Annotated in this window: 15 protein-coding genes; 14 read left to right on the top strand and 1 reads right to left on the bottom strand. The window is 33.7% G+C overall.

The window, feature by feature from the left end; translation table 11 throughout:
- Positions 1-6: 6 nt before the first annotated feature.
- The 11 genes from OLM51_RS17760 to OLM51_RS17810 all read left to right on the top strand — a co-directional run bounded on the left by OLM51_RS17760 (position 7) and on the right by OLM51_RS17810 (position 18,290).
- Positions 7-5,841: a VWA domain-containing protein gene (locus tag OLM51_RS17760; protein ID WP_264551931.1), complete on the top strand. Its 5,835-nt coding sequence runs from the start codon at positions 7-9 to the stop codon at positions 5,839-5,841.
- 95 nt (positions 5,842-5,936) lie between these two features.
- On the top strand, positions 5,937-8,192 hold the full coding sequence (locus tag OLM51_RS17765) for a hypothetical protein (protein ID WP_264551932.1): 2,256 nt from the start codon (positions 5,937-5,939) through the stop codon (positions 8,190-8,192).
- Between the two features lie 357 nt (positions 8,193-8,549).
- A complete protein-coding gene (locus tag OLM51_RS17770; RefSeq protein ID WP_264551933.1) occupies positions 8,550-8,801 on the top strand; it encodes a hypothetical protein in 252 nt (83 codons plus the stop codon).
- 307 nt (positions 8,802-9,108) lie between these two features.
- The gene (locus tag OLM51_RS17775) at positions 9,109-9,906 is read left to right on the top strand and encodes a DUF5977 domain-containing protein (RefSeq protein ID WP_264551934.1); all 798 of its coding nucleotides are present in this window, start codon (positions 9,109-9,111) and stop codon (positions 9,904-9,906) included.
- 11 nt (positions 9,907-9,917) lie between these two features.
- Positions 9,918-10,790: a Hint domain-containing protein gene (locus tag OLM51_RS17780; RefSeq protein ID WP_264551935.1), complete on the top strand. Its 873-nt coding sequence runs from the start codon at positions 9,918-9,920 to the stop codon at positions 10,788-10,790.
- Between the two features lie 205 nt (positions 10,791-10,995).
- Positions 10,996-11,688 (top strand): hypothetical protein, encoded by a 693-nt coding sequence (locus OLM51_RS17785; RefSeq protein ID WP_264551936.1) that lies wholly within the window; start codon positions 10,996-10,998, stop codon positions 11,686-11,688.
- 6 nt (positions 11,689-11,694) lie between these two features.
- Complete coding sequence (locus OLM51_RS17790; protein WP_264551937.1) at positions 11,695-12,519, top strand: hypothetical protein; 825 nt, start codon at positions 11,695-11,697, stop codon at positions 12,517-12,519.
- Positions 12,520-12,599: 80 nt separating this feature from the next.
- The gene (locus OLM51_RS17795) at positions 12,600-13,064 is read left to right on the top strand and encodes a hypothetical protein (protein WP_264551938.1); all 465 of its coding nucleotides are present in this window, start codon (positions 12,600-12,602) and stop codon (positions 13,062-13,064) included.
- 2 nt (positions 13,065-13,066) lie between these two features.
- Positions 13,067-15,283, top strand: coding sequence for a BspA family leucine-rich repeat surface protein (locus tag OLM51_RS17800; protein WP_264551939.1), 2,217 nt, complete (start codon positions 13,067-13,069; stop codon positions 15,281-15,283).
- Positions 15,284-15,534: 251 nt separating this feature from the next.
- Positions 15,535-15,999 carry a hypothetical protein gene (locus tag OLM51_RS17805; RefSeq protein ID WP_264551940.1) on the top strand — a complete coding sequence of 155 codons (465 nt, stop codon included), beginning with the start codon at positions 15,535-15,537 and terminating at the stop codon, positions 15,997-15,999.
- Between the two features lie 2 nt (positions 16,000-16,001).
- Positions 16,002-18,290: a BspA family leucine-rich repeat surface protein gene (locus OLM51_RS17810; protein WP_264551941.1), complete on the top strand. Its 2,289-nt coding sequence runs from the start codon at positions 16,002-16,004 to the stop codon at positions 18,288-18,290.
- A gap of 611 nt (positions 18,291-18,901) precedes the next feature.
- Here the strand turns inward: OLM51_RS17810 and OLM51_RS17815 are convergent.
- On the bottom strand, positions 18,902-19,105 hold the full coding sequence (locus OLM51_RS17815; RefSeq protein ID WP_264551942.1) for a hypothetical protein: 204 nt from the start codon (positions 19,103-19,105) through the stop codon (positions 18,902-18,904).
- Positions 19,106-19,525: 420 nt separating this feature from the next.
- Between OLM51_RS17815 and OLM51_RS17820 the strand changes: the two genes are divergently transcribed.
- The 3 genes from OLM51_RS17820 to OLM51_RS17830 all read left to right on the top strand — a co-directional run bounded on the left by OLM51_RS17820 (position 19,526) and on the right by OLM51_RS17830 (position 21,971).
- The gene (locus OLM51_RS17820; RefSeq protein ID WP_264551943.1) at positions 19,526-20,104 is read left to right on the top strand and encodes a phage tail protein; all 579 of its coding nucleotides are present in this window, start codon (positions 19,526-19,528) and stop codon (positions 20,102-20,104) included.
- 89 nt (positions 20,105-20,193) lie between these two features.
- The gene (locus OLM51_RS17825; RefSeq protein WP_264551944.1) at positions 20,194-20,784 is read left to right on the top strand and encodes a phage tail protein; all 591 of its coding nucleotides are present in this window, start codon (positions 20,194-20,196) and stop codon (positions 20,782-20,784) included.
- Positions 20,785-20,834: 50 nt separating this feature from the next.
- On the top strand, positions 20,835-21,971 hold the full coding sequence (locus OLM51_RS17830; RefSeq protein ID WP_264551945.1) for an ABC transporter substrate-binding protein: 1,137 nt from the start codon (positions 20,835-20,837) through the stop codon (positions 21,969-21,971).
- Positions 21,972-21,976 lie beyond the last annotated feature (5 nt).

The following is a 21,976-nucleotide window of genomic DNA, read 5'->3' on the forward strand; positions in this document are numbered from 1 at the left end:
ATAAAAATGAGTTCTATAAATCTTCAAGAAAGCCAATCCTCAGGTTGCGAAACGTATATCGCTATCGTTGTCGATGAGTCGGGGTCGATAAATGGCAATGAAGCGCAGCAAATACGAGATGGGCTGACTTCATTTATCAATTCTCAAGCTCAAAGCAAAATTACACTTTCGTTAATCGGAATGTCTGGTAGCGACAACAACTCAAGATCAGAGCATGTTATTCAAAAAAGAATTTCGGGAAATACTTCGAGTTTTTTAAGTTGGATTAATGGTTTTGGTTCAAGATCGGCCAATCCTCAATCTGATCACTGGGCTTCTGGTTTAGAAGTTGTAAACAATTTGACTGTAATTCCAGACGTTGTCGTGGTTGTTACAGATGGTTTGCAGGTCAATGATACCAATTTACTTAAAAATTTATATCAAAATCTGGATGATAAATCACATATTTTTGTTTACGGTGTTACAAGCACCGTAAACAATGCTACCGAGTTGGTAACACCGATTACTAACTTTTTAGGAAAAACGCCTGTACTAAAAAACAGCGGTCTTTCCATGCTAAATACAGACTATATCAGGGTTCCTGATTTTAGCACTTTAGGAGCTGAATTAAATCAGTTGAGCAATGATCTATCTGGTGCACAAATTGGGTGTTTGCCGAATGTGAGTATCATTCAAAATAAATTGGTTTATCCTGTTCTAAAAAAAGGTCTTGCTGTACACGAAAGCGCTGGAACTTTGGTTCTAAGAAATAAAAGTCGTGTTCCTCTTACTCTTCCTGCGGGAATACGAATCCATAATGCAAGTAATCTTGGCGGATTGGTTTTTAGACTTGAAGAAACTGTTGTCATTCCTGGTTTGGCGAGCGTAGAAGCAAAAATAAGAATTGACGGAACGCCTTCTGCAATGGAAAGCCACAATGCCTTAATTGTTCTACCGGGCGTTTACAATCCAAGCAATTTTAAAATCAGTTTTACCGTAACCAAAGAGGTTTATATTGTTGATCTTAATTCAGGCAAAACTGCTTTGCAATCTACAAGTTTGCAGATCGCAGCAGCAGGTTCTAAGGGACTTGATAGTACAAAAGGAATTCATCTTCGTTGGCTTTTGGCTGGAGAATTGGGAGCAAACCACCTTCCGAAAGGGGATTTATATACAGGCGGTACTACTAATTTTAATAAACCTGATGATTTCGTAAAATTATATCGAGCACCTTATACTAAAGTTGTCCATAAATTGGATTTAACGAAAAAACCTCAAACTGTTGATCGTAATAAAGCATTATGGGTTTATAAAACTCCTGCTCTGCAAAGATCAATCTATGTTTATTTCAAAAACAAAGCAAAGTATCTTTTAACATATGCTAGCATTAATCCGATGACAGATCCATCTGGTTTTATTGAAGCTTATGGAAATGAGATTATTGAGATTGAGAATAAAAGCGAATTATTTTTTGCTGCCGAACTTAAATTTAATGCCGTAGAGAGCGCTAGCATTGTTAAATTAGAAACATTATCTGTTGCTGAAAATAGCATTGCTGCATCAAAAAGAGTTACAAATCGTAAAAACTACTCTTCGTCACAGGCTAATTCGATTCGTGTTCTAGCCGAAAATGGAAGAAGTCTTCGTTTTAAAGCAAATAAATGTTTGTTAAGAGAAATCCATTTTGAATTTTATAGAGATTTTATCCAAAATGCAAATACAAATGGCAATTGGGATTTAAAAGGAAAATTCGCTTTAACTCTTACTGATAATAAAGCATTTGAACAATTAGAACCAAAGCTAAATGCTGTTCATGGAAAATGGTTAAAGTTTAATGATGGAGAATATGTAAACGTAAAAAACTATAAAGACAAATGGAAACGTACAACAGCTGAAGGAGATAAAAACATCAAACAAGTTGTTAATAGTTACATCGATCTAAGTCTTGATGGTACAAATCCGACAGCATTAGAAACTGTTAAATTTAAAGACAGTGTTCCGACCAACGAACCTGTACCAGGAGAAGAAGCAAAATTTGAAGAAAATACAACCGAAATATCCAATCTGGATTTATTGAATATAGCAGCAAACGATTTTCATATTGCCAGAATGTTAGGTTTAGGATGCATTGATATTGATGAAACAGTTCTTTCCGGCGAATATATCTATCTAACAGAGTACGTTACATTTAAGAATTTAGAAGGCGGTACAACTCCAAAAGAAGTACAGCATCTTTCTATGAGTATTCCAACTTCTGTAAATACAGAACGTTTGCCTCTTCCTGTGCAATTAAGTAAATATTTACCAGGCCTTAACGCAGGTTCTGATGAAGATGAGCAATCAGCAAAAATTACAGATCCTAACGGATATAGTTTTGATGGCAAGAAAAGATATGTGAGTCTGTTTATGAATGACATCGCAGATTACAGTGTAAATACTGCTTTCTTTGATTCTACTGACGAATTTGACGGAAGCTCTTTTACATTCCCAATCTATGCCGGAGTTGATTACAAGTTTAAAGGTGAAGCAAATTGGCAAAAACCAGAATTAGCTTGTGATACAGCCTATTCTAATGTTACTAAAGACTTAGGCACTGGTTCTTTTGAGCCTTCTCCGATCATTATACCTGAGTCTGGAAAATCATTTTTAAATGTTCGTCAGGAAAAAACAGGTTTACAAACGTATGTATATCAAGGTTATGGTATTAATATTTTCTCGAGGGCAACCTCTGGAAGACAATTAGAAATTACTTCTGAAATTAAGCCAAATAATACGCTTTTGCCTCCATCTGGAATTAATTCTTTACTGATTACAGAAGAAAACCCGTTGATGTTTACTTCAATTAGTGAACAGATTAAGCTGAAAACACTTTTAGATAATGAGTCAATAACTGATAAGACTTACATCCGACTTCTTTTTGAATATTATTCTGCTCAGGAATTGTTAAGTTATAGCATTCCAGATGGAATGACTAAAGAAGATGCTTTACTTTCTGATAAGATTTATCCAGATAATGAAGAGCTGTTTGCTGATTATTTTAAACTTTATTTCAGAGATAGTCTTCCTCAAATTGAACATGCAAAAATTGCAAGCATTACAGATAGTTCATCAAATGAACTTACCTCAATTATTAGAATTAACGAATACAAAATTCTAAGCAGTGGCGAAGACATTAAAATCAGCTTAAACAATTCTAATAAAAATAGATTTATCGGAGGTATTTTAACAGTTGGTGATGAAAACTATATCATTCAGAATATTAATGTTGTTACTACAGCAGGAAAATTTGGATATGCAGATGTCGAAGTACTTAAAAAAGAAGTAGGTCAAAGCCTTTCTGACGGTAATGCAACAATTGATTCTGAACAGATCAAGCAAATCAAAAAACCAGTTAACGAATTATGTTCATTAGTTGAAAATATGCTAACGCCTGCAAACTGGCGCCAGCCAAGTCCGATTGGTTTTCAGGTTCAAGTGCCGCAAGCCTTAAAAACTGTAAATAGAGAGATTGTTTCGCAAAAAGACAGTCAAGGAAATGACACTTTGCAGGTAGAAAAAACTCGAGGAATTTGGAATGATAAAGTAGAAATTAAAAAAGTTCTGGAGCAAGCTTTTAAGGTAGATTCGAAAGGAGCATATGTATTGGATAAAGATGAGAATCCGATTCCACTTCCAAAAGAAGAGAAAAAACATTTTGGTTTATATCAGCTTACTTTCAAAGGATTAAAATTAGCTCAGCATCCACAATTCAATAATGGTAATCAACATTCTGTTGAATGGATGAACGGTACTGTTCGTTTATTTACTAAAAGCTGTTTTGAAGGGGCTAACCCTATTCCGGTAAAATCGAGAAAAGAATTTAAAGTTATACGTGTAGACAATATCGGAACAGACCAGGATTTAGTATTAACTATCAATGATCCTAATTTTAAAATTAAAAAAGACGGAACCCAAGAAATGGATCCGACTTACGATCACATTCTTTTTCAAGAAAATGTACAACAGAAAGTAAATTATTATCCAAGTTATAAAGTATATCTTTTTGCTGATTCTTCAAACGGAATTACAAAAGAAAGCATTCAGCCAAGAGAAGGAGAAAATACGCATTATTCAATTTTTGGAATTAGCAGCCATTCAAATGCTTATAACTATGATTCTAAAATTAGTGCGCCAACTCCAATGTATGCGGTTAGAATTGAAAAACCTGCAAAACCCGAGGATGTAAAAGGAGCTTTATATGCCACAAGACCTGATTTTTTCAACAGATCAACATACACGTTCACAACGACATATACGCACAAACCTTACGGAATGCTACATTACAGGGCAAATGACCAGGCTTTGTTAGATGCTTTGTATAAAACGGAAACAATTGCTGCAATTCGTGAAGAACTTAGTAAACTTGGCGGAAATAATGAAACTTTTTTCTCCAAGAGATGGGAAAATTTCTTAGATCTTGAAAGCTTAATAAAAACGAATAATGTTTTAAATCCGACTGATTTACTTGGGCCTGAAGATCAACCAGATGTATTGCCTCCAAGACAACCTTTGTATTATAAAGAGTTTCCTCTTGATGGTGATCCATTACTTAGATATCGTTTCCCTGCTCCAGATAGCGAACTTTTTATTGATTCTATTAATGAATTTATTGAATGGCACAATACGTCACATCCTACAACAAAGGCTCCAAAAATTACTGTTCTTAACACTTTAAATGATATCATAATTTCGACAAAACATGGAATTGAAAGAAATCTATTAGCAATACATTTTATAGAACAAGTTATTCACGCCACTTTTGTGCCACTTACTGAAGTTCCTGTTATTTACGAATATATTAAGGATAACGATTATGTACCCGTTAATAAAAAGCAAACCATTAAGGATAAGAATGGAAATATTTTAAAATATCCGCATCCTGATTTAGATATTGCACCGATGATGAAAATCACAGATGCAGCGCTATTCAAAACGCAGTTTACAGATTTTAATCTAGACGGAAATTCTCAAAACATTTATTTCTACGGTGTTCGCGAAATGGATATTAAAATGAATTTCAGTGAGTTCAGTACTTTCTTGGGACCTGTGAAACTAGTTCCTTCTAGCCCACCGCAAACACCAGAGATTAAGAGAATTATGCCTGTTTTAGAAAATCAGGTTTTAGGAATCAAGCCTTCTATTCAAATCGAATTAAATGCTTACAAGCCAGAATATAACATTAGAAAAATTAATATCTATCGTGCAAAAAACATGCTGGATGCACAATCAATTAGAACGATGACTCCTGTCAAAGAAATTTTGATTAATGAGGATACTTTATCTACTGATTTTAATAGTGTTTGGACGGTTTACGATGAATTTGAAGATTTAGAAAACGTTCCTTTTGGTGATGGCCTTTTTTATAGAATTACGGTTTCAAGAGAAATCGAATACGCTGATCCGAGTTCGACAGATGAAAATAAGATTATCAATATTGATTATACACCATCTCAGCCATCAAAAATTACAGCTACAATAATTGCTGATAATGTTGCTCCAGAATCCCCAGTATTATCTGCTACTGGTATTCCAACCGGAGAAAATGAATCTGTTTTGAAACCAGTTGTATTTAGTTGGGAAAAAACAGTTCATAATGGTAAGTATCATTTGTATAAAATGAATAATCAAGGAAACTGGGATAAAATTCAAGAGAAAATTTCTAATGAAAACACAGTGATGTTGGCTTTACTGGAAACCAAATTAGAAACCGACGAATTAACTATTAAAAATGGTGATGATGAAAGAATCTACCATCATTTCAAAGTGCTTGCCGAAAACTCTTCGGGCATGTACAGTAGTGAAGAAAAAATTCTAACCCTATAAATTCAAAAATGAATCCCAACGAAATTGTTTGTTGGGATTCAAAATCAAGCTAATCAAAAATAATATTTACAGAAAGAAAATAAATTTCAAACAACATGGCAACAGACAGAACTAACATTGGCTACAAATTCGAAAAAGGAGATATTCCGTCGCAGGAAGACTTCCAAGAGGTGTTTAAAAGTTTCGTTCATATTGACGAAGACAAAGCCGATTTTCAAATGGTCGAAGCAGGAACCGATAATCAGCATTATGTAACTCCTGCCCTTTTGTATACAGGTTTAAAGAATATTGGCATCATTACTGGAAATAACTATATGCCACGTAAAGAGCATTTTGACTCATTTGTTGGCGATACCATTACTTTGCAATATGCACCAGTTAATTACAGTGTTAAAGTTTTTAAAAACGGACAATTATTACTGGAGAAAGAAGGTCAAGGAAATGATGGAGATTATATTATCAATTACGAAATGGCCAAAATCACTTTTTCGGGAAATATTGACAATAGAAACATCGAAGTCGATTATTGGTATAAAAATTTAGCTCCAAATCCAAATCCAGGAGGCGGTTCTGGAGAACCAATTGACTTTACAAGCTTTCTGCATACTTCAGGAAATGAAACCAAAAACGGAATCTTAACTTTCAACAACACTACTCCTACCTCAACTAGCGGAATTGTATTAACAAATAGCGGTGCCGATGCTGGCGCAAAAGTATTGGATGTAACAGTTAGCGGAGCCGGAAGTGGTATTGCTGTTCAAAATACAGCAACAGGAACTGGTATTAAAGTATCTAACACTGGATCTGGAGCGGGTTTACAAGTAAATTCTTCTTCAACAGCAACAGGAGATCCTTTGCAAATATCGAAAGATAATGTTGTAAAAGCTAAAATTGATAATGATGGAATTGTAACAGCTAAAAAATTTGTTAGCGAAAATGGAACAGATACTAAATTTGTTAAAGGAGATGGCTCTCTTGATCCTAAAACATATGCTGAAGACAATAATGTAATTCATACCACAGGAAATGAATCTAAAGATGGAGCATTAAATTTAACGCACAATACCTCTGTAGATGATGTTCTAACCATCACTAAAAACAATAGTGCTAACTGCTTAAAATTAGTTCAAAACTCTAATTCTAGCGCTACTACTTCTACTTTTGATACTACTACTTCCAATGTAAACAGAAAAGCGATCAGTATTAAAAAAGAAGGACAAGAAAAAGCCTTTATTACACACGATGGAAACGTAACAGGAACTTCCTTTACAACCTTAAACGAAAAAGCCGATATTACCAACGGATTTTTAACCTTAGCCGCTTCCGATTCTCCAACTGCAACAGCAGGTCATGCAAAATTATATGCCAAAACAGCTGGCACTACTGATTTGTATGTGATGGGTAGTGATGGGGTTGAGAAGAAGATTGGTGATAACAACGCATCTACTGGAGCATTATTAACGACAACAGACCAATCTTTTACTGGTATCAAATCTGTTACAAATACTGGCAACACACAAACAAACGGATTATCTATTACCAATGATGGCGGTGGCGGAAGCTATTCTGTATCATTAACAAATAACGGTGATGGAATTGGTCTAATGTCAAATAATACATCTACAGGTTTTGGTATTTACTCTCGTCAATCTGGAGAGGGTGGACGAGGAATCTATGCTGGCAACTCTACCGATTATGGTTTTGGTCTATTTTGTCATAATACAGGAAATGGAACTGGACTATTTGCTCATAATGAATTTGGTTCAGGAAATGCTATATCAGTTGTCAATGGCGGTAGTGGTGTGGGGATTTCTTCTTTTACATCTTATGATGGACACTGTATTGTAGCCAATGCCGGATCTAGCGCTACAGGTCTTTTATATGTTGGAAAAAACAGTGGAACCGATACTTTTACAGTAGATAAAACTGGTGATGTGAGAGCAAATCGTTTTATAAAAGCTGATGGTACAAGTTCTGAATATTTGATGGCAGATGGCTCTGTTACTACGTCCACACCCCAAGCGTTACCTTATAAAGTTTATACAGCTATTGTCTCTCAAACAGCCGGTGGAATCCCGACAGCTATAGTATTAGAGAATACTTTAGGCGGAACAGTAACCTGGTCTAAAAATCAAGTTGGATTCTTCTATATGAATTCAACAGGTCTTTTTACACTTGATAAGACAGTAGTTTTATCTTCTAATGGTCTTAATTATGAAGACACTTCCAATTATCATATCACTTGGGATAATGACAGTACTGATACCATACGTTTATACACTTCTACAGACATTGAACCGAAAGATGATTTATTAAGAAAATCACTTATAGAAATAAGAGTATATAATTAAGTCAATATAGACATGAAATAATTATTCCTAACAATAGACCAACCAATCTATATCCTACTCGATAACAAGACTGAGTGCATTAAATAATGTAAATATGCTTAATTCAGATTTGTCAGCGACCGTTTCGGTTGCAAATTATTATAAAATGTTCAATAAAAAATAGAACTGATAAATGGGGAAGAATATTAATCTTCCCATTTATTATAATGAAATCAGAATACAACTATTATGTGATGGTTATTAATCATCTTTTTAAATAGTAATCAAGTCAATTTAGGACTTACCTAAAAATGAACCAAAAAAGGATTGAATAAGAACAATACTAAAATAAATTCAAAAACAGATTAAAATAATAAAATGGAAAATATAGAAATAAAAACAATTAACCCAGAACAATTGAAGAAATTGCAAGATTTTAATGTCTTTATGGATAAAGCCAGAACATCACTGGGAGAATTGTCTATTCAATTTGAATTTCAAAAAGCTGATATTTTAAGCCAAATTGCCGTTCAGCAGCAAAACTTCAATGAACTAGAAAAAGCAATTAAAGATGAGCACGGAGATATTCGCGTGAACATTGAAACCGGCGAAATTGTAAAGCAAGAATAAGAATAATTCTTGGTAACAATTTTTAAAATAGTTATTTAGGAACCACAAATTTATCAACCTTTTTGGCGTGGTTCCTAATTAACTTTAATACTTCCCTATCACAATCTTTGTGTACTTACTTTTAGACAATCTGCTTAATTTAATTGTTGCTTTTTTATAAATTCAATTTACAGCAAGGAAATAAATTATAAAAATTACTTCAAAAAAGCTCATAAAAATTGGCTTTTTAATCTCATTAAACTTAGTAGTTGCTTAAAGCAATCCTTCTCTAAGTTGAGACAAATCATAAATCAATTATAAACAAAGTATGGAATATTACAATATAGCCAAGTCATTGACTGCGGCAAAAAATGATTGCGCTGCCGGAGTCATGGGTACTTCCGTCGAGCTTACTGCAAATGCAAATCAGTTTGTATCGACCATAAGTGTCGAAGATGCCAATGCAAAAGCAGATGCATGGCTCGCAGCAAACGTACAAGCTTATGCAAATAACGCTGGTTCCTGCAGGGCTACTGCCTGGAGAGGAATAAATCCTTCTTGTGTAGTCGAACCCATAACTGAACTATCTCCTTTTAACTACATGGTTATTAGATACAAATGGGCATTAGGAGCAGGACAAGATTTTGACACTTATACCGGAATTATTAATTCAGGAACTTCCTTGGATAATAAATGGATGGGATGGGGTCACGGATTTAATAACGAAATTCCAGAAAATGCCTCGGCTGCCAATGCTTACATTATGTGGGCGGGAGATAACAGACAAAAAAATGGTGTTGAAGCCTGTCTTGTTAATTTCAATAAAATTACTTCTGATTATCCAAGCCTTAGTACAGTACAGATAAGAATGGCTGGCTCATGGTTTACTGCAGTTGAAACAGGAAATATAGATGTAGAAATTGTTACTTATCTGGGTGGTACAATGCAGAAATCAGGATATGACATAATCAACGTTGGCGGAACTCTGGTCGATCAAAAAAGCTTTTCTAAAAAAGTACCAATTCAAGGAACCAATTTGGCCAAAAACATTGAAGCTGTCACTAATCTCGGATACATTACTTACATCAAAGACTCGTCTACAGGAAAAATCGTAATTAAATATTAAAAAACAAACATATGGGAAATACAGGATACAAATCTTTTGGGGCACTGGAGTTATACTATGTTGATAACGGAAGCCCAACAGGACAGCCGACAAAACCAAATGTAGTTACAGATCCAGATTATATTGCACCAGTTCTAGATACTGCCACATGTGCTCCTAGCACAAGATATTATAGTGTAGAAAAAAAACTAAGCGCAAAAAAAAATAATTGCGGAACAGGATACAGCGGAAGCACCGTTACACTTACAGCTCTTCCAAATCAATTTGTCTCTACCTTAAGTCTTACAGATGCTAATGCTCAGGCAGATGAGTGGTTAGCAGCAAATGTACAGGCTCATGCAAATTTGGCAGGAACCTGTGAAGTTACTCCAACCTCTGGTGGTGGTGGCGGAAGCGGATGTTTTATTGAAGGCACTCTAATCACATTACCTGACGGAACAAGAAAAGCAATTGAAAAACTTACTCTTGACGAACTATTGCTTTCTGCCGAAATTGAAACTCTTAACGATACCAATATTCCAGACGAATTGTATAAATGGTCATCCGAACATTTATCTGAAAACAGAATCGTATCGCCTATTACAAAAATTACAAAACAAATTGCCGACGAAACAATTATCGTCAATGAAGGATTATTCGAAGCCACTCCAACTCACCTACAATTAATTCAACGCAATGGTTTTTGGAGATTTATTCCTTTAGGAGATATAGCGCTTGGAGATAATTTATACACGATAGACAGCGAAATTATTCCTGTTACTTCTGTAACTGTGAATTTAGAAAAACGAAACATCTATCCAATGACCTTGAATCCATTTCACACCTATTTTGCGAATGGAATTTTAACTCACAACTATAAAGAAGCAATGCATAATGATAATTAAAACTAAACGTCAACCGAATAAATATAAATAGTTTTTCCTTTAAAAAATACATGTATTTAATCCAAATTCTACAGAAAAAATATTTTTAAAATTGAAGATCAAAAAAACTTTAGTCGAAAAAAATAATGTAGAATTTGGATTTACGTGTATATATCAAAAGAAAAATTTCAAATAGTTTGTAATATTTCAAAAAACAAATCAAAAAATGGACACTAACCACAATAGAATAAAAGTAGCCGATTTAGAAACGAATCAGCAAAATAAAATTTTAACAACAAACTCCAGTGGCGAACTGGAGTTTAGTGATATTAACAACATTTTAGTTAATGATCTCACTACTGGCGGAACTACCAAAGCGTTGACTGCTGAGATGGGAAAATCATTGGAAAGCACAAAAGAAAATGTTTCAAGCAAAGTTCAGGAAATAGAAGTGAATAAAACTTCTTCTTTACTATTTCCGAGTGTAAAAGCGGTGTATGACTGGGTGCTATCTAAATTTCAAGCTACATTAATTTCAGGAACAAATATAAAGACAATAAATGGAGCATCTTTATTAGGTTCTGGTGACATTGTTACAGTTTCTTCAGAACCATCTCAAATAGTCATAACAACTACCACAAACATTACAACCGAGACCCTCGATGCAAAAGGCAAAGGGCAACTTGGCAAGAACGTAATAATAAATAATGGAACAAACGCAATAAACATTACAGTAAATGGAGGAACCGATTTTTGCGCTTCCTATTTAAAACATGGTACTAGTGCAATAACATTTGTTCAAGGAAATGGTAGAAGTTTAGTATTGGTCAACGGATCAGCTGTTTTAAATGGAACCCAAGGATCAACAGCAACAATATCAAGCATTGGAACAACAGACTATTTACGAATTTCAAATTAATAAATTATGCTCAATCCAATAATTCAATATGAATTTGGCAAAAATCAGCGTGCAACAATTACGTATAGCAATAATGTTAAAACTAATTTATCGCAACAAATGTGTATCTCGTTTAATTCAACAGGAACATTACTATATACTACTTTGCATAATGGCCCGGATTCCGTTTCACAATATAAATTGAGTACTCCCTGGGATGTTACAAGTGCTATCTATTTGAGTAAATCTCTGACAATTAATCAAAACGGAGAATCAAGTCCTCATGGACATCATATATCACCAGATGGAACAAAATTGTATGTTGGTGGTACGACTTCAAAAAGCATTTTATACTTTAAATTAAATATAGCATGGGATGTAAGCACTGCCGTATATGTTACTTTTTTATCTGTTACATCAACAAGTACATTCGATTATCTGCATTTTAGTAATAATGGTGTTTATATGTTTTTAAAAAGTCACGGAAATAATGTGCAAAAATACACATTGAGTACCGCTTGGGATATAACAACTGCCACGTTTACTCAAACATTACCACAATCATCTGCAGGTTATGACATATATTTTAAAGATGATGGCCTATCTCTTTTTACTTTTGATGGCAATAATCGGATTATTACCAAAAAGAATTTATCAATTGCGTGGGATTTATCATCTGTCACTTCGACACAAACATTAAACGTTTCTTCAGTAGTAGCCACAGGAAATTTTCAATCTATACATTTTAGTGATAATGGTTTATATATGTTTGTAGGGGCATATTTCTCCAGCATCTATCGGTTTGAATTAAACAAGCCATTTGATATTAATGGACCATTAATAATCTCATAAATATTTAGAAGAAAATTATACGACAATTCTTAAAATATAAAAGACCACTATCAATTTACAATACAATAAAAATTATTACAATGAGTATCAATCACAATAGAATAAAAGTCGCTGATCTGGAAACAAATCAACACAATAAAATTTTAATAACAAACTCCAGTGGAGAACTGGAATTTAATGATATAACATCAGCTTTAGATCTAAAAACAATCAATGGAGAATCAATTCTTGGAACTGGAGATATCGACTTATCCAACAAACAGGATATCTCTAATCAGTTAGAAGTAAATTCAATCCAGACTATTCCATCTAACTGGCACGGAAAAACCGTACTCTTTACAACCAGTTGTACAATTACAGTACCAGCTTCACTGCCTCAAAGTTTTATTTTTAACGGAATCACATTACCTGGGGTAAGTGTAACCTGGGCCATTACGGCACCACATACCTGGTTATTTGGAACTCCATCGGTAACAGCCGAAAAACAGATTTTCACTTTTACAAAAAGAGGAACGACAAATAGTGTTTTATTATTGGGAGTATAATTATGGGAAGCTTAATACAAAATACCATTTTCGGGAGAAGTAAAAACTCTTTTGTTTCTACCTGGCGAACTTCTAATACGTCTACAGGATCTAGCACTTCTATGCAGGTTAAACTTCCATTAGTTTCGTCAGGAACTTATAATTTCATCGTTGATTGGGGAGATGGAAGTTTTAACAAGATAACTGTTTGGAATCAGACTCAAGTTACACATACATATACTGTGGCAGGAGATTATACAATTAAAATAAATGGCACTTGTACCGGTTGGCAATTTCTTAATACAGGAGATAGGCTAAAAATATTATCTGTACAATCATGGGGGAAATTAAAACTTGGCACATCATCGTTTAATCATTTCCAAGGATGCTCAAATTTAAATCTTTCAAATGTTTCAGATATTTTAGATTTGTCAGGCACAACTTCAATTAGTGGTTTATTTGCCGGGTGTAGTTCACTAACAACAATAGGAAGAGTTAGTGAGTGGAATGTTTCTGCTATAACTAATATGAGTAGCCTGTTTTCAGGCGCAACGGCATTCAATCAAAATTTAGGTTCTTGGGATGTTTCGGCTGTAACCAATTTCTCTAATATGTTCTCAAGTGCATCTTTTAATAATGGCGGAAGCAATACTATTAACAACTGGACAATTAATACTACATCCGCTGTATTAATGAATGGAATGTTTGGTGGTGCATCTGTATTTAATCAACCAATAGGATCTTGGAACACTTCTAAGGTTTCTAATATGAGTCAAATGTTTTTTAATGCAGCCGTGTTTAATCAGCCTATAGGTTCTTGGAATACATCAGCTGTAACTAATATGAGCCAAATGTTTCAAGCTGCATTTAAATTTGATCAAAATATTGGCTCTTGGGATGTTTCAAGTGTGATTAATTTTTTTAGCATGCTTCGAGGCGCAAGCGCATTCAATAATGGTGGAAATTCAGATATTAACAACTGGACAATTAATACAATTAGTAATGTATCATTTGATTCTATGTTTTATAGTGCTTTAGCTTTCAATCAAAATATCGGTGCGTGGAATGTTTCTAATGTTTCAACTTTTAATCAAATGTTTCAGAGTGCAACTAAATTTAATAACGGAGAAAGTTCCGATATAAACAACTGGAACTTAAGAACTAGCGGGGCAATAGTAACTAATATGTTTAACGGAGCATCTTCATTCAATCAGCCATTAAGAAATTGGAATGTTTCAAGCGTAACAAATATGACTGGTATGTTCCAATATGCTACTGTTTTCAATCAAAATATAGGTTCATGGAATACGATAAACACTACAAATATGAGTTTAATGTTTAATGGAGCTAGAGATTTTAATAATGGCGGATCATCAACAATTAATAATTGGAATACAGGAAATGTGGTTACTACACAACGAATGTTCTCTAAAGACAATGCAGCCAATGTAGTTATGACATTTAACCAGCCCGTAGGTAATTGGGATATGTCAAAAAACACAAACATGAGTTACATGTTTGGTGCTTTCCAAGGCACAGCTGCAACATCCTTTAATCAGGATATTGGTTCTTGGAATGTTTCATTGTGCACCAATTTTAGTGGAATGTTTAGTTTATGTAGTCTGTTCAATAATGGGGGTAGTCCTACAATTAATAATTGGATTCTAAAAAATACCGGAACAATTGATATGTCAAATATGTTTCGATATGCTACATCCTTTAACCAAGATATTGGCTCTTGGAATGTGTCAAGAGTCACAAACATGAGTTACATGTTTTATAATGCAACCGTATTTAATAATGGAGGTAGTGCTACAATTAACAATTGGGATACTGGAACTGTAACTAATATGGCTGGTATGTTTTTTTGGCTCTCCGGACCAGTTCCAGCATTTAATAAACCAATTGGAAATTGGAATACTGCTAATGTAACAAATATGAATGGGATGTTTGGAACAAACAATGGTACTTTTTCTTCACCATTTAATCAAAACATCGGAGCTTGGAATATATCAAATGTAACTGATTTTGGAAATTTTATGCAGAATAAAAAAGTAGCAAATTTCTCCACTGCAAATTTAGATGCTATTTATAATGGTTGGAGTTCTAGGCCAGTAAAAGCTCCTATTACAATAACATTTGGAGCAGCAAAATATACATCGGCATCAAGTGCAGGAAGAGCAATTTTAACCGGAGCTCCAAACAATTGGGCTATTACTGATGGTGGTATATCAGTATAACCCAACAAAATAATAAAACTCTTTTTTAATGTCATTAGGAACCACAGGTTTATCTTTCTTTTATGTGGTTCCTAATAATTTCCGATATCAAAAATGGTAAAAAAATATTGATAGTAAAAGAAAGTTATTAGATCTACTTCTACTCTACAGAGCACTAATTTTCTCACTTTAAATCAGAGAACACAACTCAAACTAATAGCAAATAAATCAGAAATAACAATTCTTCTCTAAGAAGAAATAATAATTACCATATGAGCACAAACCACAACAGAATAAAAGTCGCTGATCTGGAAACAAATCAACACAATAAAATTTTAATAACAAACTCCAGTGGCATACTGGAGTTTAATGACATAACATCAGCTTTAGATTTAAAAACAATCAATGGAGAATCAATTCTTGGAACTGGAGATATCGACTTATCCAACAAACAGGATATCTCTAATCAGTTAGAAGTAAATTCAAGCCAGACTATTCCATCTAACTGGCACGGCAAAACGGTGCTCTTTACAGCCAACTGTACAATTACAGTACCAGCTTCACTATCTCAAAGTTTCATTTTTAATGGAATTACATTACCCGGAGTAAGTGTAACCTGGGCAATTACATCACCTCATACCTGGTTATTTGGAACTCCATCTGTAACAGCCGAGAAACAGATTTTTACTTTTACAAAAAGAGGAGCAACAAATAGTATTTTATTATTAGGAGTGTAATTATGGGAAGCTTAATACAAAATACTATTTTCGGGAGAAGTAAAAACTCTTTTGTTTCTACCTGGCGAACTTCTAATATCTCTACAGGATCTAGTACAGCTACAAAAGTAAAATTACCATTGGTATCAACTGGAACTTATAATTTCATCGTTGATTGGGGTGATGGAAGCTCTAACATGATAACTGTTTGGAATCAGGCTCAAACTACACATACATATGCTGTCGCAGGAGATTATACGATAAAGATTAATGGTGTTTGTACTGGATGGTCTTTTGCGAATACGGGTGATCGATTAAAAATACTATCCGTTGCTTCATGGGGTAAATTAAAATTTGCGAATTCATATGCACATTTTCATGGATGTTCTAACTTAAATCTTTTAAATGTTTCAGATGTTTTAGATTTAAATGGAGCAACTACATTATCAACTAGTTTCGCTAATTGTTCCTCTTTAACTACCGTAAATAGAATGAACGAATGGAACACTTCTAGTGTTACAAACATGACAAGTACTTTTGCAGGAGCTGCTAATTTCAATCAAAATATTAATTTATGGAATACTGGAAATGTCACAAGCATGGCTGGTATGTTTGATAATGCTTCTAATTTCAATCAACCAATAGGTTTGTGGAATACTTCAAATGTTACATCAATGGGTAACATGTTTAGAAGTGCTACTAATTTCAATCAAAATATTGGCGCATGGAATGTTTCTAAGGTAACCAGTTTTTCTCAATTCGTTATAGCTACTAATTTCAATAATGGTGGTAGTCCAGATATAAATAATTGGATTTTAAATACTACTTCCAATATAACAATGGCTAATATGTTTACAACATGTACGTCATTTAATCAGCCATTAGGAAATTGGAATACTTTAAAAGTTACAGATATGAGCAGCATGTTTAGTGGAGCAACAGCATTTAATCAAGATATTGGAGCCTGGAATGTGTCTGCAAATATAACATTTGCATCAATGTTTCAAAGTGCAACTGCATTTAACAATGGAGGTAGTAACACAATAAATAACTGGATGTTTAAAAATAGTGGCACAATAAACATGACTTCCATGTTTCAACAATGCGCTTCATTTAATCAGCCTATTGGAAACTGGAACACAGGAAACGTCACTACAATGAATTCAATGTTTCGAATTGCTTCATCATTTAATCAAAATATTGGAGCCTGGAATGTTTCAAATGTAACTGATTTCTCATTAATGTTTTATATTGCAACGACATTCAATAATGGAGGCAGTCCTGATATCAATAACTGGTCGTTAAAAACTACAGGAACTATTAGTTTTTATCAAATGTTTATTTCTTGTTCTAATTTTAATCAACCAATAGGGAATTGGAATACTGCTGCTGTTACAGATATGTCACAAATGTTTCAGGGAGCAAACAAATTTAATCAAAATATTGGAGCTTGGAATGTTAGTAATGTAAGTTCTTTCTCTTCAATGTTTAATAGTGCATTTGTTTTTAACAATGGAGGTAGTCCTGACATCAATAATTGGAAATTAAAAGTAACTGGAGCTGTTAGCTTAAATAGTATGTTTCAAGGTGGTGGAGGTAGTTACCCAATGCAATTTAACCAACCTATTGGTAATTGGAACACCGTTGCCGTTACAAATATGGCCGGTATGTTTCAAAAAACTGGAAATGGATTTCATTCTTTCAATCAACCAATTGGGAATTGGAATACCTCTAATGTAGTAACTATGGCTAGTATGTTTAGCCAGGGCGGTACTGATGGTGGTGCATTTAATCAAAATATTGGAACATGGAACGTTTCGAATGTATCTGATTTTTCAAACATGTTTTTAGGTGCTCAAACATTTAATAATGGTGGCAGTCCAGATATAAACAATTGGATTCTAAAAACAAATGGAAGTGTTAATATGAGTAAAATGTTTGCAAGTGTTAACTCCTATATTTCGACAACTTTTAATCAACCAATTGGAAATTGGAATACATCGGCAGTTACAAATATGTCTCAGATGTTTGGTGCTACGGCCGGAAAAGTTGCTTTTAATCAGAATATTGGAAATTGGAATATAAGTAATGTTACCGATTTCACAAATTTCATGATAAATAAAACTCCAACAAATTTCTCTACTGCAAATCTAGATGCAATATATAATGGTTGGAGTAGTAGACCTGTAAAAACTCCTATTACAATAACATTTGGAGCAGCAAAATATACATCAGCATCAAGTACAGGAAGAGCAATTTTAACTGCATCACCAAACAATTGGGCTATTACTGATGGTGGTATATCTGTATAACCTAACAAAATAATATAACGCTTTTAGGTGTCATTAGGAACCACAGGTTTATCTTTCTCTTATGTAGTCCCTTATAACATCCGATATCAAAATAGTCAAAAAAATAATGATAGTTAAAAGAAGTTCTTCGATCTACTCCTACTCTACAGAGCACTAATTTTCTCACTTTAAATCAGAGAACACAACTCAACCTTTTAGCAAATAAATTAGAATTAATAATTCTTCGCTAAGAAGAAATAATAATCAATAGATGAGTTTAAACTATAACAGAATAAAAGTCGCTGATCTAGAAACAAATCAACGCGATAAAATCTTAATAACAAACTCCAGTGGTACACTAGAGTTTAGTGATATAACATCAGTTTTAGATTTAAAAACATTCAAATAAAAAACAATAACTGTAACTAAGTAAATTTTTACATTTTACTTTATAATAAAGCCACCATAAATCTTTATATGGTGGCTTTATCTATATAATTTAAAAAACCAAAAATGTCATTTCTCATCAATCAAATCTATAATCATATCATAAATTGTTGCGTTCTGTCAAACTCTCATAAATTTTTCGGTTCTGAATCTATAAACAGCTGTATAATCATTTGTGTCGAAACTTACTTTACATAGCTTTTTTGAATACTTTCTTCAATCAAAGAAAATCCTCCTGTTCCGTGATCGGTTGTTTCAATCCATAATATTTCTGGATTCCAATTTACAAATTCCATTATTTTCCTGACAAGTTGATCAAAATTCAGAATTTCTCTGACCTTATATTCTATTATTATTCCCGTGGTCCTCTCAATTAATTTTGAATGCATTCTGCTATAATAAAATGCAGCTTTTTTAATATTTTTTTTACTGCAAAAGTTCTAATATTGAAAATAAACCCCAATAAGACACAAAAAGAATATATGCTCATTATGCATTATGATACTTCCTAAAAATGATTATCACTCAAACAATTTCCTAACTAGTGTTTAAAAAAAAGTAATTTTTTAGACGTGCAACAATTAAAAATCAAAATTGTAGCTACACCGTAAATTAAATATCTGTCCTTCTATTTTATAAAGATTTTTTCTACGATTATTTATTAAGATTCTTAAAGATAATCATTGATTATTTTTTCTATAGTGCAATCTTTAGTACACTTTACCTACAAAACAGGTATTTCTACCTGCCCGTAAAACACTGGAAATAAAGTAGTTTTGTTACATCAAAAACACTTAAACTATTTTATTATGGATGAAATAATGGGAACCATTAAAATTTTCGCATTTAATTTTGCTCCAAAACAATGGGCGCTCTGCAATGGTCAGCTTTTGTCAATCTCGCAGAATAGTGCATTGTTTTCCTTACTTGGCACTATGTATGGTGGCGATGGGGTATCTACTTTTGCTCTGCCAGATCTTAGAGGGAGATCTATGATTGGAATTGGACAAGGTAATGGTTTGTCTTTTATAACTCAGGGACAAAAAGCGGGTACAGAAAATGTTACCTTAAATACCACCACCATGCCAGGTCATATGCACCCTATCGTAGCTGGAACTGCAGTCGCTACTTGTGCTGCAAAAGCTTTAGCAGGCGGTACTATAAGTAACGAATGTGATAATGGCGGAAATTCCTTTTCTACCGGAGGGGCAACAGCAAACATTTACTCTGAACCAAATGTAAATTACGCAAAAATTGGCGGCGTTACTAATACCATTAGCGGTTCAACTTCTGCTATAGGTAGCAATGTGCCTTTTGACATCCGAAATCCTTACGTGGGAATAAATCACTGTATTTTATTGTATGGCGTTTTCCCTTCCAGGAATTAATAATGGTGCAGAGCGTAATCAAAAAGAAGTTAGGCTCATAAACCAGTTAAAACAAATAAACTCATCATTAATCTAATCAAATAAAAAACATGGACGAATATTTAGGAACAGTAAAAGCTTTCGCATTTAATTTCGCACCAAGAGGCTGGGCTTTTTGCCAAGGTCAGATTATATCAATATCACAAAATACCGCATTATTTTCATTACTTGGAACAACTTATGGAGGCAACGGACAATCAACATTTGCTTTGCCAGATTTAAGAGGCCGTACAATTGTACATCCTGGTGCAGGACCAGGGTTATCTCCTGTTGTACTAGGTGAGGTAAGCGGAACTGAAAATGTTACTTTAACACTAAATAATTTACCTTCTCACGTACACCCGCTGGTAGCAGGAACTGGCGCAGGACAAGTTAGCGTCTCAACAGTTATTAATGCTTTAAATGGTGGTACAATATCTAATGAATGTGATAATGGCACAAACTCTTTTTCTACCGGAGGGGCAACAGCAAATATGTATAGTGAGCCAGGAGGAACTGCAAGTGCGATTGGAGGAATAACAACAACCATTAGCGGCTCTACAAGCCCTGTAGGAAACAACCAGGCTTTTGGCATTAGAAATCCTTATTTAGGAATCAATATGTGTATTTGTATGGAAGGTGTTTTTCCTTCCAGAAATTAATAAAATTATAAGACAGAGGTAAAAATCCTCTGTCTTTTAAATCTTAATTTATGACAAAAGATATTAAAATAGGTATCCTAGTTCCAAAATCACAACAATATCCAACATTAGACAGGGATTTTATACGAGGAATAAAGCTAAACAATCTCGACGTAAAATTCTATGTAGAAAGTATTGGTATAGGTGCCGATGAAAAAATGATAATTGACAAAATACAGAAATTCAATTTTCAGGAAGATATAAACATTATTATAGGCTTTTTTGGGCATAATAATATGTCTCAGGTTTATGAGTATACTTCAAAAAATGATATTGTATTAATTGCATCAGATCTTGGAGCAACAATACCTTATGGTGCTTTAACTTGTAAAGGGGCTTATATAAATTCATTGGGATTAACAGAATCCTGTTATCAGTTAGGCAATTATCTAATCAATAAAAATTACCAAAAAATTGCAAGTGCAACTTCGTACTATGATTCAGGTTATGGTATGTTATCTGCCATAGAAAAAGCATTTGATGGCCAGACCAATTTTTCCGGTCATTACATTACGCCTTTTATTCCCCGCCAGGACGAGGCTATACATATGGATCAATTTATTACAGCTCAGGAACCTGATGCTGTTTTTGCATTCTACAGTGGTTTGTATGCTGAGGAGAATGCTGATTTTATCGCGCAAAACAAGATTACTCAAAAATATCCTTTTTACGTAACTCCGTTTTTTATTAACGATCAGGTTATAGCACATTATAAAAGCAATCCTCATGAACTTTATATTGTGAGTTCATGGATGAATACCAAAGGTGAAAATCTGGATTTTGAAAAAGAATACCAAAACCACTATTCTGATGATCCTACTATTTTTTCTGTTTTAGGATATGAAAACGGACTTGTTGTAAAAAATATTCTTACCGTGACTAACAACGAAACCAAAACCAGCATTTTAATAGACGAAATAAACAAATTAAATATTGCCGGTCCAAGAGGAATTATCCAGTTTGATAAAGATACTAACAGAACAATATTTAACCACTATATATATGAATTAAATCTGGATTCTTCCAGTACTATTAGCTTTAAAAAGATCGAGACATTGGTAAATGAAGGATCTTTTATTAAAGCAATTACTTCTTACAAAGAGCCTGTCCAGCTTACTGGCTGGCAAAATGCTTACTTATGTCATTAACTTAA

Source organism: Flavobacterium sp. N2038 (assembly GCF_025947185.1).
Classification (GTDB): Bacteria; Bacteroidota; Bacteroidia; order Flavobacteriales; family Flavobacteriaceae; genus Flavobacterium.

Bases quoted from the DNA above. Each gene is read 5' to 3' on its own strand.
- OLM51_RS17795 (WP_264551938.1), top strand. From the start codon at position 12,600: ATGAGTATCAATCACAATAGAATAAAAGTCGCTGATCTGGAAACAAAT.
- OLM51_RS17770 (WP_264551933.1), top strand. From the start codon at position 8,550: ATGGAAAATATAGAAATAAAAACAATTAACCCAGAACAATTGAAGAAA.
- OLM51_RS17810 (WP_264551941.1), top strand. From the start codon at position 16,002: ATGGGAAGCTTAATACAAAATACTATTTTCGGGAGAAGTAAAAACTCT.
- OLM51_RS17790 (WP_264551937.1), top strand. From the start codon at position 11,695: ATGCTCAATCCAATAATTCAATATGAATTTGGCAAAAATCAGCGTGCA.
- OLM51_RS17780 (WP_264551935.1), top strand. From the start codon at position 9,918: ATGGGAAATACAGGATACAAATCTTTTGGGGCACTGGAGTTATACTAT.
- OLM51_RS17800 (WP_264551939.1), top strand. From the start codon at position 13,067: ATGGGAAGCTTAATACAAAATACCATTTTCGGGAGAAGTAAAAACTCT.
- OLM51_RS17785 (WP_264551936.1), top strand. From the start codon at position 10,996: ATGGACACTAACCACAATAGAATAAAAGTAGCCGATTTAGAAACGAAT.
- OLM51_RS17820 (WP_264551943.1), top strand. From the start codon at position 19,526: ATGGATGAAATAATGGGAACCATTAAAATTTTCGCATTTAATTTTGCT.
- OLM51_RS17830 (WP_264551945.1), top strand. From the start codon at position 20,835: ATGACAAAAGATATTAAAATAGGTATCCTAGTTCCAAAATCACAACAA.
- OLM51_RS17825 (WP_264551944.1), top strand. From the start codon at position 20,194: ATGGACGAATATTTAGGAACAGTAAAAGCTTTCGCATTTAATTTCGCA.
- OLM51_RS17805 (WP_264551940.1), top strand. From the start codon at position 15,535: ATGAGCACAAACCACAACAGAATAAAAGTCGCTGATCTGGAAACAAAT.
- OLM51_RS17775 (WP_264551934.1), top strand. From the start codon at position 9,109: ATGGAATATTACAATATAGCCAAGTCATTGACTGCGGCAAAAAATGAT.
- OLM51_RS17765 (WP_264551932.1), top strand. From the start codon at position 5,937: ATGGCAACAGACAGAACTAACATTGGCTACAAATTCGAAAAAGGAGAT.
- OLM51_RS17760 (WP_264551931.1), top strand. From the start codon at position 7: ATGAGTTCTATAAATCTTCAAGAAAGCCAATCCTCAGGTTGCGAAACG.
- OLM51_RS17815 (WP_264551942.1), bottom strand. From the start codon at position 19,105: ATGCATTCAAAATTAATTGAGAGGACCACGGGAATAATAATAGAATAT.